The 14,344-nt window shown below is 64.6% G+C and carries 17 protein-coding genes; 3 read left to right on the top strand and 14 right to left on the bottom strand.

Annotated elements, in window-relative coordinates:
* Positions 1–23: 23 nt before the first annotated feature.
* The 14 genes from OKW45_RS27470 to upp form a co-directional block, all read right to left on the bottom strand.
* On the bottom strand, positions 24–200 hold the full coding sequence (locus OKW45_RS27470) for a hypothetical protein (RefSeq protein ID WP_429472218.1): 177 nt from the start codon (positions 198–200) through the stop codon (positions 24–26).
* On the bottom strand, positions 197–430 hold the full coding sequence (locus OKW45_RS27465) for a helix-turn-helix domain-containing protein (protein WP_429472216.1): 234 nt from the start codon (positions 428–430) through the stop codon (positions 197–199). The genes OKW45_RS27470 and OKW45_RS27465 overlap by 4 nt, the downstream gene beginning before the upstream one ends.
* Positions 430–891, bottom strand: coding sequence for a helix-turn-helix transcriptional regulator (locus OKW45_RS27460; RefSeq protein ID WP_429472214.1), 462 nt, complete (start codon positions 889–891; stop codon positions 430–432). The genes OKW45_RS27465 and OKW45_RS27460 overlap by 1 nt, the downstream gene beginning before the upstream one ends.
* Positions 858–1,679: a hypothetical protein gene (locus OKW45_RS27455; protein WP_429472212.1), complete on the bottom strand. Its 822-nt coding sequence runs from the start codon at positions 1,677–1,679 to the stop codon at positions 858–860. Before OKW45_RS27455 ends, OKW45_RS27460 begins: the two co-directional genes overlap by 34 nt.
* Positions 1,680–1,735: 56 nt before the next feature.
* A complete protein-coding gene (locus OKW45_RS27450; RefSeq protein WP_429472210.1) occupies positions 1,736–2,971 on the bottom strand; it encodes a tyrosine-type recombinase/integrase in 1,236 nt (411 codons plus the stop codon).
* Between the two features lie 168 nt (positions 2,972–3,139).
* Positions 3,140–4,609 carry a ribonuclease G gene (gene rng, locus OKW45_RS27445; protein WP_018419966.1) on the bottom strand — a complete coding sequence of 490 codons (1,470 nt, stop codon included), beginning with the start codon at positions 4,607–4,609 and terminating at the stop codon, positions 3,140–3,142.
* Between the two features lie 9 nt (positions 4,610–4,618).
* On the bottom strand, positions 4,619–5,248 hold the full coding sequence (locus OKW45_RS27440; protein ID WP_429472208.1) for a Maf family protein: 630 nt from the start codon (positions 5,246–5,248) through the stop codon (positions 4,619–4,621).
* 255 nt (positions 5,249–5,503) lie between these two features.
* Positions 5,504–5,974 (bottom strand): 23S rRNA (pseudouridine(1915)-N(3))-methyltransferase RlmH, encoded by a 471-nt coding sequence (rlmH, locus tag OKW45_RS27435; RefSeq protein WP_429472206.1) that lies wholly within the window; start codon positions 5,972–5,974, stop codon positions 5,504–5,506.
* A 36-nt stretch (positions 5,975–6,010) separates the two neighbouring features.
* On the bottom strand, positions 6,011–6,460 hold the full coding sequence (rsfS, locus tag OKW45_RS27430; RefSeq protein ID WP_018419969.1) for a ribosome silencing factor: 450 nt from the start codon (positions 6,458–6,460) through the stop codon (positions 6,011–6,013).
* Positions 6,461–6,464: 4 nt separating this feature from the next.
* Complete coding sequence (locus tag OKW45_RS27425) at positions 6,465–7,184, bottom strand: nicotinate-nucleotide adenylyltransferase (RefSeq protein WP_429473371.1); 720 nt, start codon at positions 7,182–7,184, stop codon at positions 6,465–6,467.
* A 43-nt stretch (positions 7,185–7,227) separates the two neighbouring features.
* Positions 7,228–8,151 (bottom strand): oxygen-dependent coproporphyrinogen oxidase, encoded by a 924-nt coding sequence (hemF, locus tag OKW45_RS27420; protein ID WP_429472205.1) that lies wholly within the window; start codon positions 8,149–8,151, stop codon positions 7,228–7,230.
* 291 nt (positions 8,152–8,442) lie between these two features.
* The gene (purD, locus tag OKW45_RS27415; RefSeq protein ID WP_429472203.1) at positions 8,443–9,726 is read right to left on the bottom strand and encodes a phosphoribosylamine--glycine ligase; all 1,284 of its coding nucleotides are present in this window, start codon (positions 9,724–9,726) and stop codon (positions 8,443–8,445) included.
* A 104-nt stretch (positions 9,727–9,830) separates the two neighbouring features.
* Positions 9,831–10,559, bottom strand: a complete 729-nt coding sequence (locus OKW45_RS27410) for a YebC/PmpR family DNA-binding transcriptional regulator (RefSeq protein ID WP_018419973.1) — start codon at positions 10,557–10,559, stop codon at positions 9,831–9,833.
* A gap of 596 nt (positions 10,560–11,155) precedes the next feature.
* Complete coding sequence (upp, locus tag OKW45_RS27405) at positions 11,156–11,806, bottom strand: uracil phosphoribosyltransferase (RefSeq protein WP_026225693.1); 651 nt, start codon at positions 11,804–11,806, stop codon at positions 11,156–11,158.
* Positions 11,807–12,020: 214 nt separating this feature from the next.
* Between upp and OKW45_RS27400 the strand changes: the two genes are divergently transcribed.
* From OKW45_RS27400 to OKW45_RS27390, 3 genes are all read left to right on the top strand, one after another.
* Complete coding sequence (locus OKW45_RS27400; protein ID WP_429472201.1) at positions 12,021–12,800, top strand: SDR family oxidoreductase; 780 nt, start codon at positions 12,021–12,023, stop codon at positions 12,798–12,800.
* Between the two features lie 86 nt (positions 12,801–12,886).
* Positions 12,887–13,276, top strand: coding sequence for a methylglyoxal synthase (locus OKW45_RS27395; protein ID WP_013088898.1), 390 nt, complete (start codon positions 12,887–12,889; stop codon positions 13,274–13,276).
* Positions 13,277–13,322: 46 nt separating this feature from the next.
* Positions 13,323–14,297: a quinone oxidoreductase family protein gene (locus OKW45_RS27390; protein ID WP_429472199.1), complete on the top strand. Its 975-nt coding sequence runs from the start codon at positions 13,323–13,325 to the stop codon at positions 14,295–14,297.
* Positions 14,298–14,344: the final 47 nt, after the last annotated feature.

Below are 14,344 nucleotides of genomic sequence, written 5' to 3'. Positions count from 1 at the left end.
CCTATTCGTCAAGCGATAGGCATTCATAGACCCACCTCCGCATTCGCAGCGTCCAACAGCGCCAACAGCACCTTGTCCAGCTCGTCGCGGCGCACGCGCATAGGCGGCTTGCGCTCGGGGTTCGGAATCGAGCTCGTGCGCACCAGCACGAAAGCGGGATCGTCGGTGGGTTCGATGCGGGCGTAGATTGCGGCGATCATTGACGGCCCTCCAACACGTACAAGCCCACGCGATGCCGCTCGCCGGCCTCGGTCGTTCTCCAAACCCACGCTGTCGTGATGTCGTGCCCGAGCTTGCGCAGCTCGAACACGCGGCGCGGCGGGTGAATGATGTCGAGGTGGCGGCTCGCGTGCTGCGTGTCGACCGGGCCGCGCTTGAGTGCGCGCAGCAAACGGGTGCGCTGAGATGCGGCAGTGTTGCGACCGGTCATTACGCGGCCTCGTCGTCGTCATTGGCAGCGAGGTCGGCGCGCAATTCGCCCACGTTCCAGCGCGAGGACGCACCAAACTTGCGGGGGGAGGGGATGCGCTTTTCGCGCGCACGGCGCCACACGGTCGGAACTGCACAGCCGTACAGGCCGGCCACCACACGCACACCAACGTGCGCAGAATCGGGGAGAGAGTCAAACGCCTCAAGGGCGGAAGGGATGGTTACTGCGGGCATGGGGTATCGCTCCAACAATGCGACGGCGATACGAAGTGCCCCTGCCGTATCGCCGTCGCAATCAAATGATGCGGGGCGATAGGGATTTAATAGCTCTGAAGCGTTGAGGAACAGTCCGCCAGCCCGGCTTGCGCAGCACGTCTGGCATGTTGGCGCATACGTGGCGCATTCGCTTTCCGGGTTGGCGTAACCTATCAGCGGTTCTGCTTTTCGGCCGCCAGCAGCCATTCGTAGATCGTTTGCTGGGCGCGGTAGGGGCTGAGATTTGTCCCGAGGATCTTCGCTTGCTCGATCGCTGCGCTTTCAAGTTCGTGCGATGCCTGGTGCGGAGAATTCCAAGTGCCCGCCTTATAACGCTCTACGATCCATTCGCGGAGTTGTCTGAAAAGAGCGTTTCGCGCTAGCCCTCCTTTTGCTGCGTTCTTCCGTCGCTGTTCGCCGGCCCAGTCACGGCCCTCATGCCATCCGAGCCAGAAACTGGCGGTCTCGACACATTCATGAGCGAATGCCAAAGCGTCGTAAGCGTCAGCAACACGGCCTGCTTGTGAATATCCGATGAACAGATTGAGCTGCAGAAGGGCGTACGCCGATAGAACGAACTCTGCCCGGTCTTTCGGTATGTCATCCGGTAGCCCACTCCAGTCCGCCTCATAGCCCTCCTGGTCCTTTGTACTCAGCATCTGGCCCATCAGTAACGCAACGGGCCCGTACTTTTGGAGGTAGCCCGTAGCTGTCGATATCTGCGCGTTGATCTCAGGAACCTGACGGCTCTCGGATTGTGCTTCCGCTGATTTTTGGCGCACGTATGCGGCTTCACGCTCCGAAGCGCTTGCGATCTCGTTTTGAGCAAACGTAGCTATGGCCTCAATTTCGGCGAGCGTTAGCGGCGGCATTCGGCCAGCGTTCCACGAACACCCGTCGCCGGCGCGACGTATCAGGCGGTCGATGCTGGCGGAAACAGGTACGCGAGATTGCATCCGGCCTTGATGCTCGCGAAGCCATTGAAATTGAGTCATGAGTCAATCCGATTGTTTCGTGATTTCTGTCGATGGATACCATGCAGCCGCCAGCGTCACGCGTGCTTGCGCAGCGGCGTTACATTCCACTTCTCGCCCGCTTGGCAGCACGATAAGAACCGCGCCCACAGCTCGAGCGCGGCCCGTCGTTCGTCGTAATAGGTGTACTGGTCGTAGATCCCTTCGACGCCCTTGAGCTTGTGATTCAGGCACATCTCCGTCACGTCGCGGGATACGCCAAGGCGGCGCATCTGACTTTTCATCGTGCTGCGCAAATCGTGAGGGGTGAAGCGTCGAATCTTCGGCGCGTGGTTCTCGATCCAGAAGTCGATCGCTTCGCGGATAGCATCTTTGGAAACGTGCGCGTCGCCTCCGAGGCGATCGATGCGTGGACGCAGGCGGGCGGGCAACACGTATTCCGATGTGCCGGCCAGCTTGAAGAGGTGTTCAAACCACTGAACCACGACAGGGGCCAATGGGATATCCATTTCGGGGCCGGTCTTGCTCGCGGGGATGTGCCAACGGGCCTCGGCGATGTGGATGTGCTGTCGAAGCGCCGTGTAGAGCTCAGAGATGCGAACGCCAGTAGCCAAGGCGATGCGGACCGCGTACAGGTTTTCGTCTCGCATCTTGGCGGTCGTCAGTACGTGCAACTCGTCATCGGTCAGCATGAGGCGCTTCTTGACCTCGGGGCGCTTGCCGATGATGGCCTCCAGTTGAATTCCCGCGCATGGATTGGCGATGATGATTTTTTTGCCAGTAGCGTGCTTGAAGATTCCGCGCAGCGCGCACCATAGGGTGAACAATTCGACCCATCCGAGCTTGTGACGCTCGATCTCCGCCACGATGTCGCCTGGCGCTACCGATTGAACCGACATGCCGCCCATGCCGTTCTCTATACGCTTCAGGTTGCGGCCGTAGCTGGCTTGGGTGCTCTCGGCGAGCGTGGACAGCAGCTTGTCCCGGTAGTCGGCAATGAGCTGGCGCACGGTCCAGTCCCGACGCGATTTCGCTTTGCGTACTTCGTCGGCCGGGTTGCTTCCGTCACTCACGGCTACTCGGCGCTTTGCCGCGGCGGCGCGCGCCGCCGATAGCGACAGATCAGGATATCGACCCAACGTGAGCTCTTGCCGGCGCCCGCCGTGCCTGAACCGGAACACCCAAGCGGCGGTACCGGCGGCCGAAAGCGTGAATGTCAGGCTGCCGCCGTCAGACTTGGCAACGGGCACGCCCGCACGCACCCACGCCCGCAGTTGCGCATCTGACAGCAGATTGGATTCACGTTTCGCCATAAGGCCATCTCCCGGTCAATAGAGCGCGCCTAGCTACCCATCTGGCTACCCATTTGAAGCGCGCTTTCATGAGACTGGATGATACTGAATGATTCGTCTTTTTCCCTAAAGCGCGGCCACACGGGGACTTCTTGGCGGTTGGTGATCTGGATTGATCCGGCGTGATTCTTACATCAACACAATGTCGTACTGCTCCTGACTCAAATTCGACTCCACCTGCAACGACACCGGCTTGCCGATGAAATCGATCAGCATCGCCAGATGCTGCGACTCTTCCTCGAGAAACAGATCGATCACCTGCTGCGAAGCGACCACGCGAAACTCGCGCGGATTGAACTGCCGCGACTCGCGCAAAATCTCCCGCAACACGTCATAGCACACCGTGCGCGCAGTCTTCACTTGCCCCTTGCCCTGGCAAATCGGGCAAGGCTCGCACAGCACATGCGCGAGCGACTCACGCGTACGCTTGCGCGTCATCTCGACAAGCCCGAGTTGCGAGAAACCATTGACGGTCACCCGCGTGCGATCGCGCGACAACGCCTTCTTCAATTCGCCTAGCACCTGGTCGCGATGCTCGACGTTTTCCATATCGATGAAATCGATGATGATCACGCCGCCAAGATTTCTTAGCCGCAATTGCCGCGCGATGGTATGTGCGGCTTCGAGGTTGGTCTTGAAGATCGTGTCGTCGAAGTTGCGCGCGCCGACGTAACCGCCGGTGTTCACATCGATCGTCGTCATCGCCTCGGTCTGGTCGATCACGAGGTAGCCGCCCGACTTCAGATCCACGCGACGCGATAGCGCGCGCTGAATCTCGGCCTCGATGTTGTACAGATCGAACAGCGGCCGCTCGCCGGTGTAGTGGTGCAGCTTCGACGATACCGCCGGTGTGAACTCGGCCGCGAAATCGGCGAGCATCTGATGCGTCTCGCGCGAATCGACCTGGATGCGCGACGTCTCATCATTGACGAAATCGCGCAGCACGCGCTGCGCGAGATTCAGATCCTGGTAGAGCAGGCTGGTGGGCGGCATGCGCTGGGCCTGCGACAGGATCGTCGCCCACGTCTTGCGCAGATACGCGACGTCGGCTGCGAGCTCTTCGCTGGTCGCATCCTCGGCGATCGTGCGCACGATGTAGCCGCCTTTCTCGTCGGCGGGCAGCACGGCGGTCAGACGCGCACGCACGGCCTCGCGCTCCGCTTCGCTTTCGATTTTCTGCGAGATGCCGATGTGCGGCTCCTGCGGCAGATACACGAGCGTGCGCCCGGCGATGCTCACTTGCGTGGACAGCCGCGCGCCCTTGGTGCCGATCGGGTCCTTGACGACCTGCACCATCAGCGTCTGACCTTCGAAGACGATCTTTTCGATCGGCTGATGCGGTGTTTGATGTTGCGCTTCGCCGGCGATGCGCGGATGCCAGATGTCGGCGACATGAAGAAACGCGGCGCGTTCGAGGCCGATGTCGATGAACGCCGATTGCATGCCGGGCAGCACGCGCACGACCTTGCCGAGATAGACATTGCCGACGCGGCCGCGCGACAGCGTTCGTTCGACATGAAGTTCCTGGACGGCGCCCTGTTGAACGAGCGCGACGCGCGTTTCCTGCGGCGTGACATTGATCAGGATTTCTTCATTCATGGTGTTGTTCTAGAAGTCGATGCGCGCTGCACGCAGGAGGGCAGCGGTTTCAAAAAGCGGCAAACCCATGATACCCGAATAGGACCCGTCTATATGCTCGATAAACTCCGCCGCGCGTCCCTGCACGCCATACGCCCCCGCCTTGCCGAGCGGCTCACCGCTCGCCGCGTAGCGATGCAACGCGTCTGCGTGCACTGCAGCAAAACGCACCTTCGAGACCGACAACGCCGCGGGCAGCAGCGCGCCGTTGGCATCGATCACGGCGAGCGCGGTCAGCACTTCGTGCGTGCGGCCCGCGAGACGTGTGAGCATCGCGACCGCATCGTCGGCATCGATGGGCTTGCCGAGAATCGCGTCGTCGATCGTGACGGTGGTGTCCGCGACGAGGATCGGCCGCACCTCGTGACCGCCGTCGAGGAGCCGCGCGCGGGCCGCATGCGCCTTCGCGATGCACACGCGCTGCACGTAGTCGCGCGCGTGTTCGCCGGGCCGTTCCGCTTCGAGCGCTTCGGCGTCTTCATCGGGGCGCGGCAGCAGCAATTCGAAACGCACGCCGAGCTGTTGCAGCAGCTCCTGGCGGCGCGGACTTTGCGAGGCGAGATAGACGAACGGATGCAGCGAAGCGGAAGGCGTGGGCATGAACGGGTCTCGTTGGAGCGGGAAACGGATGGCGTGGGGTGGTGAACGCGGGTGGGCGTGGAAGAACGAGCGGGGCGAGGTTGAGCCGGTGATCCGATCGATGCGTTGCATCCAATAGCGGCATCGATGCACAGCGCGTCGGGCGCATCATCGCATGAAGCGGCCGCAATACGCTTAAGCGTATGGAGCAGAGCGCGCGCGACGCGTCAGTAGCAACGAATCGTTGCCAGGTGTCGCCGCGCGAGGCTTCAGCACCTACGCGCGATGATACGGATGATTTTGCGTGATGGTCCACGCCCGATAAAGCTGTTCGGCCAGCAGCACGCGCACCATCGCGTGCGGCAGCGTGAGGCTCGACACGCGCAGCATCATATCGGCGCGTGCCTTCAGATCGGGATCGAGCCCGTCCGCGCCGCCGATCAGAAAGGCCACGTCGCGGCCGTCTTGCTGCCAGCCCGGCAACGCGCCCGCGAGCTGCATCGTGGTCCAGTCCTTGCCGCGTTCGTCGAGCGCGACGATGCGTGCGTTCTTCGGCAACGCGGCTTCGATCTTCTGCCGTTCGGCGGCCATCACGCTTTCGGCCGAACGGCCCGACGAGCGCTGCTCCGGTTTGATCTCGCGCAGCTCGATGCGCAACTCGGGCGGCATGCGTTTCGCGTATTCGTCGAAGCCGGTCGCGATCCAGTCCGGCATCTTGTGGCCGACGGCGAGGATGTGCAGTTTCATCGCGAGGACAGTAGCGCTGTGCCCGACACGGCCCGCTTACTTGCGGCGCGCCGTGGTTTTGCGCGCGGGCTTCGCGGCCGGCGCTTCCTCGTCTTCCTCGTCGTCGGGCTCGCTTGCGCGCGCGCCGCCGAACGGATTCGGCGTCGACAGCTTGATGCGCACCGGCTTGTCGCCCCAGATTTCCTCGAGGTTGTAGTACTGGCGCAGGGCCGGCTGCAGGATGTGCACGATGGCGTCGCCGCAATCGACCAGCACCCATTCGCCGATATCCTCGCCCTCGGTGCTGATGATCTCGCCGCCGGCTTCCTTCACGCCTTCGCGCACGCTCGACGCGAGCGCCTTGGTTTGCCGGTTCGACGTGCCGCTCGCGACGATCACGCGATCGAACAGCGAGGTCAGGTGGCTGGTGTTGAACACTTTGATGTCTTGCGCCTTGACGTCTTCGAGAGCGTCGACGATTACGCGTTGCAGTTTGCGAATATCCATGGAGTTACCGGTGGTACAGATGATGTTGAAGAATATAGTCCCACACCGCGGCGGGGACATGACTTGCGGCCTGATCCTGTGCGCTGCCCGCACCCGCGTGGGCGAGCCGCTGGTTGACCTGCTCGCGCAGATGCGCGCGAATGTCGGTGGCCGAAACGTTGAACGCGAGCGTCGTGTCGATCAGCAGATGGCCGCAGGGTGTGGCCTGCAGCACGTCGGCGCGCGCACGGCGCGTGGCGATTTCCTTGGCGACCGCGGGGGCGACCGACGCGAGGTCGAAGCCGGGCCGCGTGGCCGCGCCGATATGCGCGAGCTCGAACAGGCGCCGCCAGTCGCGCCACGTGTCGAGATGCACCAGTTGATCCGCGCCGATCAGCAGCGTGATCGATGCGTCGTCGCCTTCGCGCTCGCGCCAGCGTTGCAGCGTCTCGACCGTGTAGGTCGCGCCATCGTGCTCGATTTCGTCGGTCGCGACGCGTACCGTCACGCCGGGGATCGCGAGCGACGCGGCCGCCGCGCGCGTCATCGCCAGGCGATGTTCGGCGGGCGACACGTCGGCTTTCTGCCACGGCTGGCCGGCCGGCAGCAGCACCAGTTCGGTCAGCCGCAGCACGTCGGCGAACCGCCGCGCAAGCGCGAGGTGGCCGTCGTGGATCGGGTCGAAAGTGCCGCCCAGCAGACCGATCCGGCGAGGCAGGGCGACAGGGTGAGCGTTAGGCTTCAGGTGAGGATCCTTTGTCGTGACCGTAAGCGAGACAGGTGGCGCGTCACACCCACTCGCGCGGCACGAGGAAATCGCTGTACAAACGCGCTTCCGGCGTGCCCGGCTCGGGGTGCCAGTCGTAGCGCCAGTTCACCACGGGCGGCATCGACATCAGGATCGATTCGGTGCGTCCGCCGCTCTGCAGCCCAAACAGTGTGCCACGGTCGAAGACCAGATTGAACTCGACGTAGCGGCCGCGCCGGTAGGCCTGGAACGCGCGCTCGGCTTCGCCGTACGGCGTATTGCGGCGCCGCTCGATGATCGGCAGGTACGCGTTGAGAAAGCCTTCGCCGACGCTCTTGAGCATCGCGAACGATTGCTCGAAGCCCGGCGCCGAGAAATCGTCGAAGAAAATCCCGCCAATGCCGCGCGGTTCGTTGCGGTGCTTCAGGAAGAAGTACTCGTCGCACCAGCGCTTGAAGCGCGGGTACAGGTCCGCGCCGTACGGCGCGAGCGCGTCGCGGCACACCTGATGGAAATGCCGCGCGTCCTCTTCGTAGCCGTAGTAGGGCGTCAGGTCCATGCCGCCGCCGAACCAGAACACCGGTTCTTCGCCTTCCCTCGTCGCGACGAGCAGGCGCACGTTCATGTGCACGGTCGGGCAGTGCGGATTGTGCGGATGCAGCACGAGCGACACGCCCATCGCCTCGAAGGCGCGCCCGGCCAGTTGCGGCCGCGCGGCGCTTGCCGAGCCCGGCAGCGCGTCGCCCGCGACGTCCGAGAAGCCGATGCCCGCGCGCTCGAAGAACTGGCCGCCTTCGAGAATCCGCGTGACGCCGCCGCCGCGCAGCTTCTCGCCGGGCGCGCGCTGCCACGCGTCGGTAGCGAACGCGGTGCCGTCGAAGGCGCCGAGCGTGTCCGCGATATGCGATTGCAGGCCTTGCAGCCAGCTGCGCACGGCTTGTGCGTCGTAGCTCGAATTGCTCATGAATGCAGGTGCTGGGGCGGCACGCTCGTCGTGCCGCGGGTTCTTCGAAAGAAAGCGATGGCCGCGTTCGCGCTGGATGTCTGCGCACTCGGACCGCTGGTTCGGATTGCCTGGTTGCCGGAGGCAAACTGGGAGGCGGCTTGCCGCTTCAGTCGATTCGCGGGCTCCGTGCCCGTCTGCCGCGACGAGCGGGAAAGATTGAGTGTAGCGCGCGTCGTGTAACGTGCCCGCACTGCGGCGCCTGTGGCACCGGCAGTGCGCCGCCCGCACGGCGTCCAGCGCTAGCGAAGCTTACTTGCCGTCGTGCTTGCGGTTGAGCGCGCGATAGCCGATGTCGCGGCGGTACTGCATGCCGTCGAACGCGATCTGGTTGATCGTGTGGTACGCGGCCGCCTGCGCGGTGCGCACCGAATCCGCGAGACCGACGACGCACAGCACGCGCCCGCCCGAGGTGGTCAGCTTGCCGTCCGTCAGCGTGGTGCCGGCGTGGAACGTGACCGAATCCGCGGTTTCGGCGGGAATGCCGTTGATGCGGTCGCCCTTCCTCGGCGTGTCCGGGTAGTTGTGCGCGGCGAGCACGACACCGAGCGCGGTGCGGCGGTCCCATTCGAGCTCGACGGTGTCGAGCGTGCCGGCGATCGCGTGTTCCACCACCTTCGAATAGTCGCCTTTCAGACGCGCCATGATCGGCTGCGTTTCGGGGTCGCCCATCCGGCAGTTGAATTCGAGCGTCTTCGGGTTGCCTTGCGCGTCGATCATCAGGCCCGCGTACAGGAAGCCGGTGTAGCGGATACCTTCCTTCTCCATGCCGCGCACGGTCGGCAGGATGATTTCGCGCATCACGCGCGCATGCAGTTGCGGTGTGACGATCGGCGCGGGCGAGTAGGCGCCCATGCCGCCCGTGTTCGGGCCCTGGTCGCCGTCGAGCAGACGCTTGTGATCCTGGCTCGACGCGAGCGCGAGCACGTGCTTGCCGTCCACCATCACGATGAAGCTCGCTTCCTCGCCGGCGAGGAACTCCTCGATCACGACGCGCGCGCCGGCGTCGCCGAGCTTGTTGTCTGACAGCATCATGTCGACCGCGGCGTGCGCTTCCTCCAGCGTTTGCGCGACCACCACGCCCTTGCCGGCGGCGAGGCCGTCGGCCTTGATCACGATCGGCGCGCCCTTGGCGTCCAGATACGCGTGCGCGGCGGCGACGTCGGCGAAGGTTTCGTACTCGGCCGTCGGGATGCCGTGGCGCTTCATGAACGCTTTGGCGAAATCTTTCGAGCTTTCGAGCTGGGCGGCCTCCCTGGTCGGCCCGAAGATCTTCAGACCGCGCGAGCGGAACAGGTTGACGATGCCTGCCGCGAGCGGCGCTTCCGGCCCGACCAGCGTGAACGCGATCTGTTCTTTCTCGACGAAATCCGCGAGCGCGGCCGGCTCGGTGATGTCGATGTTGAGCAGACGCTCATCCTGAGCGGTGCCGCCGTTGCCCGGCGCGACGTAGACGAGCTGGACCCGCGGCGATTGCGCGAGCTTCCATGCCAGCGCATGTTCGCGACCGCCGGAACCGACGACGAGTAACTTCATGTGAATCCCCGAGACTTGAAAACCATAAACGGCCGAGCGGTGTGCTCAGCCGTGCAATAAACCATCAACAGCAAGGGCAAACGATGTCAGAGCCCGGCGGGCCATCACTCGCCGGCGATCGACGCGTTTGTATAGACTTCCTGCACGTCGTCCAGATTTTCCAGCGCGTCGAGCAGCTTCTGCATTTTCACGGCATCGTCGCCGGTGAATTCGACTTCGGTCTGCGGCTTCATCGTGACTTCGGCCAGTTCGGCCTTGAAGCCCGCCGTTTCGAGTGCAGCCTTCACTTTCGAAAAATCGTTCGGCGGGCACAGCACCTCGATACTGCCGTCCTCGTTCGTCACGACATCGTCGGCGCCCGCTTCGAGCGCGGCTTCCATCAGCGCGTCTTCGGCGGTGCCGGGAGCGAACAGAAACTGGCCGACGTGATCGAACATGAACGACACCGAGCCGTCGGTGCCCATGTTGCCGCCGTTCTTCGAGAACGCGTGACGCACTTCCGCGACCGTGCGGGTGCGGTTGTCGGTCATCGTGTCGACGATCACGGCCGCGCCGCCGATGCCGTAGCCTTCGTAGCGGATTTCCTCGTAGTTCGCGCCGTCCGCGCCGCCGACACCGCGCTGGATCGCGCGATTGATGTTGTCTTTCGGCATGTTGGCGTCGTACGCCTTGTCGACCGCGAGCCGCAGACGCGGGTTCGAGTCAATTTCGCCGCCGCCCAGACGGGCCGCAACCTGGATTTCCTTGATGAGCCGCGTCCAGACCTTGCCGCGCTTGGCATCGGCCGCTGCTTTCTTATGCTTGATGTTGGCCCATTTCGAATGACCCGCCATACTTTTCTCCGTCGCGCGCGCCAGCGGGGCGCACGCATAGTGCAATTGTCGTTGCGATGTCGGGCGCCTCGCGTGTTGCGCCTCGATGTCAATCCGTCAGGCGAAAGGCTGCCGGCCGCTCGTGCTTGTTGCTCCTGTTGGCCGATCGAGGCGGCCACCTGTGCCGCCGATCTCAGCCTGGCCGTTCCCGCGCGTCGTTCCGCGCTTGCCCGCCGGTAGGCGTTCGTGCCGGTTCGTGCAGGATCGGCCGGCCAGACGGGGCCGCAGGGCGGCGGCGCGATGGAGCGGGGCAGCTTGCGCGGCCAGGCGCCGCATGACCCGGTGCGAAGGCGCGGGGCGCCAGTCGAAATTGCAGGCGGCGGTGCGAGTGATCGTGCGGGTCGAGCCGCTCCGTCGAGCGGATGCGAATTTTATCATGCCGCGAGGGTGCGGCAGAGGGGGCCGCGCCGCGAAACCGGCCGCAAATGCAATGAAGTCGACGCGAAAATGAATGGAGGCGGCGCGGATGTGTCGCCGGGAGGGCCGGATGCGGGCGAAAGCGGGGCCGGTTCGGGAGCGGCGGCATCGCCAGGCCACCCCCGCTGGCCCTCGGCGGGTCAGTTCTTCGTACCGAACAACCGGTCGCCCGCGTCGCCCAGGCCCGGCACGATGTACGCATGCTCATTCAGATGCGAATCGAGCGACGCGATGAACAGCTTGACGTCCGGGTGCGCGTCCTGGAACACCTGCACGCCCTCGGGCGCGGCGACGAGCGCGAGGAACATGATGTTCTCGGCGGCCACGTTGCGGCGCTTGAGCACATCGACCGCGTGCACGGCCGAGTAGCCGGTCGCGACCATCGGATCGCAGAGGATGAACACGCGGTCTTCGAGGTCCGGCAGCCGCACCAGGTATTCGACCGGCCGATGATCCTCCGCGCGATACACGCCGATATGGCCGACGCGCGCCGACGGCACCAGCTCGAGCAGGCCGTCCGACATGCCGACACCCGCGCGCAGCACCGGCACGATCGCGAGCTTCTTGCCGGCGATCACCGGCGCATCGATCTCGACGAGCGGCGTGGTGATGCGGCGCGTCGTCATCGGCAGGTTGCGGGTGATTTCGTAGCCCATCAGCAGCGTGATTTCGCGCAGCAGTTCGCGGAACGTGCGCGTCGACGTGTCCCGGTCGCGCATGTGCGACAGCTTGTGCTGGATCAGCGGGTGATCGAGGATGAAGAGATTGGGGAAACGGCTGTCCTGGGTCATGGCGGGCTCGCGCGCGGCGGCAAGGTGGATCGGTTCGGCGCGCTCATCCGTTGGCTCCGTGCGCGCCGGAAGGTCGGACGAACGGTGGAAAAGCGCGCTACCGCGCAAGTTTACCGAAAGAGTACCGCCCGGCGATACCTGAGATTGCAGCGACGCGGCACAGTCCGGCACCGATTCTTCTAGAATCTGGGGAAACTTCCAGGAGGGCATCCACATGGACATGGGAATCGCAGGACGTAGCGCGCTGGTTTGCGCGGCGAGCAAAGGTCTGGGACGCGGCTGCGCGGAAGCGCTCGCCGCCGAGGGCGTCAACCTGACGATCGTCGCGCGCACCGCCGAAACGCTCGAAGCGACCGCCGAGGCGATCCGCAAGCAGAGCGGCGTCGAGGTGAAGACCGTCGCATGCGACATCACCACGCCTGAAGGGCGCGCGGCCGCGCTCGCGGCCTGCCCGCAGCCGGACATTCTCGTCAATAACGCGGGCGGCCCGCCGCCGGGCGATTTCCGCAACTTCACGCACGAGGACTGGATCCGCGCGCTCGAAGCCAACATGCTGACGCCGATCGAGCTGATCCGTCAGACCATCGACACGATGAGCGCGCGCGGCTTCGGGCGCATCGTCAACATCACGAGCTCGGCGGTGAAGGCGCCGATCGACGTGCTCGGTCTGTCGAACGGCGCGCGCTCCGGCCTGACCGGTTTCGTCGCGGGGCTCGCGCGCAAGGTCGCGCCGACCGGCGTGACGATCAACAACCTGCTGCCGGGCCTGTTCGACACCGACCGTATCGCGGTCACGTTCGAGGCGCAGGCGAAGACGCACAACATTTCGATCGACGAAGCGCGCAAGCAGCGCATGAAGACGATCCCCGCCGGCCGTTTCGGTAATCGCGAAGAATTCGGCCGCGCCTGCGCGTTCCTGTGCAGCACGCACGCGGGTTACATCACCGGGCAGAACTGGTTGATCGACGGCGGCGCCTATCCTGGTACGTACTGAGCAGGCACGTACCGAGCCGCCGCGCGCGAACGACACCCGTCACATCACAACAACGATAGTCACAACGGTTCGAGGAGTCTTACGTCATGAGCACCCGCATTGCGCTGATCGCGCACGATCACAAGAAGGACGACATCGTCAAACTGGCCGGCGAATACGTCGACACGCTCGCGCGCTGCGAGATCGTCGCAACCGGCACGACCGGCGGACGCATCAGCGACGCGCACGGCCTCACGGTCGAGCGCATGCTGTCGGGCCCGCACGGCGGCGACCTGCAGATCGGCGCGCAGCTCGCCGAAGGGCGCGTCGACATGGTGATTTTCCTGCGCGACCCGATGACGCCGCAGCCGCACGAGCCGGACATCAACGCGCTAGTGCGCGCGTGCGACGTGCACAACATTCCGTGCGCGACGAACATTTCGACCGCCCGCATGGTGCTCGACGTGCTGACTCTGCGCCTGTCCGGCGAGGCGTGAGCGCGCGCGTCGCCGCACCCACATCCATACAGATGAAGGAGACATGATGACCAAGGCGATCCGATTCGACAAAACCGGCGGCCCCGAAGTCATGAAATGGGTCGACGTCGAGGTGGGCGAGCCCGGCGCGGGCGAGATCCGCATTCGCCAGACGGCGGTCGGCCTCAATTACATCGACGTGTATTTCCGCACCGGTCTGTATCCGCTGCCGCTGCCGGGCGGGCTCGGCATGGAAGCGGCCGGCGAGATCAGTGCGGTGGGCTCGGGCGTGACCGGTCTGAAGGTCGGCGATCGCGTGGCGTATGTCGCGCGGCCGCCCGGCGCGTATGCGCAGGAGCGCGTGCTGCAGGCCGCGCAGGTCGTCAAGCTGCCCGACGCGATCAGCGACGAGCAGGCCGCGTCGGTGATGCTGCAAGGCTTGACTGCGCAATATCTGCTGCGCCGCACGTATCGCGTGAAGGCCGGTGACACGATCCTCATTCAGGCCGCAGCGGGCGGCGTCGGCCTGCTCGTGTGCCAGTGGGCGAAGGCGCTCGGCGCGACGGTGATCGGCACGGTCGGTTCCGACGAGAAAGCCGAGATCGCGAAAGCGCACGGCTGCGATCACGCGATCGTCTATACGCGTGAGAACTTCACGAAGCGCGTACGCGAGATCACCAACGGCGCTGGCGTGCCGGTTGTCTACGATTCGATCGGCAAGGACACCTTCGAAAAATCGCTCGACTGTCTCGCGCCGCTCGGCCTGTTCGTGAGCTTCGGCAACGCGTCGGGTCCGCTGCCGCCGATCGACTCGTCGGAATTCGCGGGACGCGGCTCGCTGTTCTTTACACGACCGACGCTCTTCACCTATATGGCGAAACGCAGCGACTACGAGGCGATGTCGGCCGAGCTGTTCGACGTGCTGAGCTCGGGCAAGGTCAAGACGAGCATCAATCAGCGCTATGCGCTGCCGGACGTCGGGCAGGCACATGCGGACCTCGAAGGGCGCCGCACGACGGGGTCGACGATCCTGCTGCCGTAAAAAGTGGCAGCGCGGCCTCGGGCTGCGCTACACGTCATCCATCAGGG

This window comes from Paraburkholderia lebeckiae (genome assembly GCF_050436225.1).
Lineage (GTDB): Bacteria > Pseudomonadota > Gammaproteobacteria > Burkholderiales > Burkholderiaceae > Paraburkholderia > Paraburkholderia tuberum.
The sequence above is the reverse complement of the archived record's forward strand: the minus strand, read 5'-3'. Positions and strand labels throughout refer to the sequence as shown.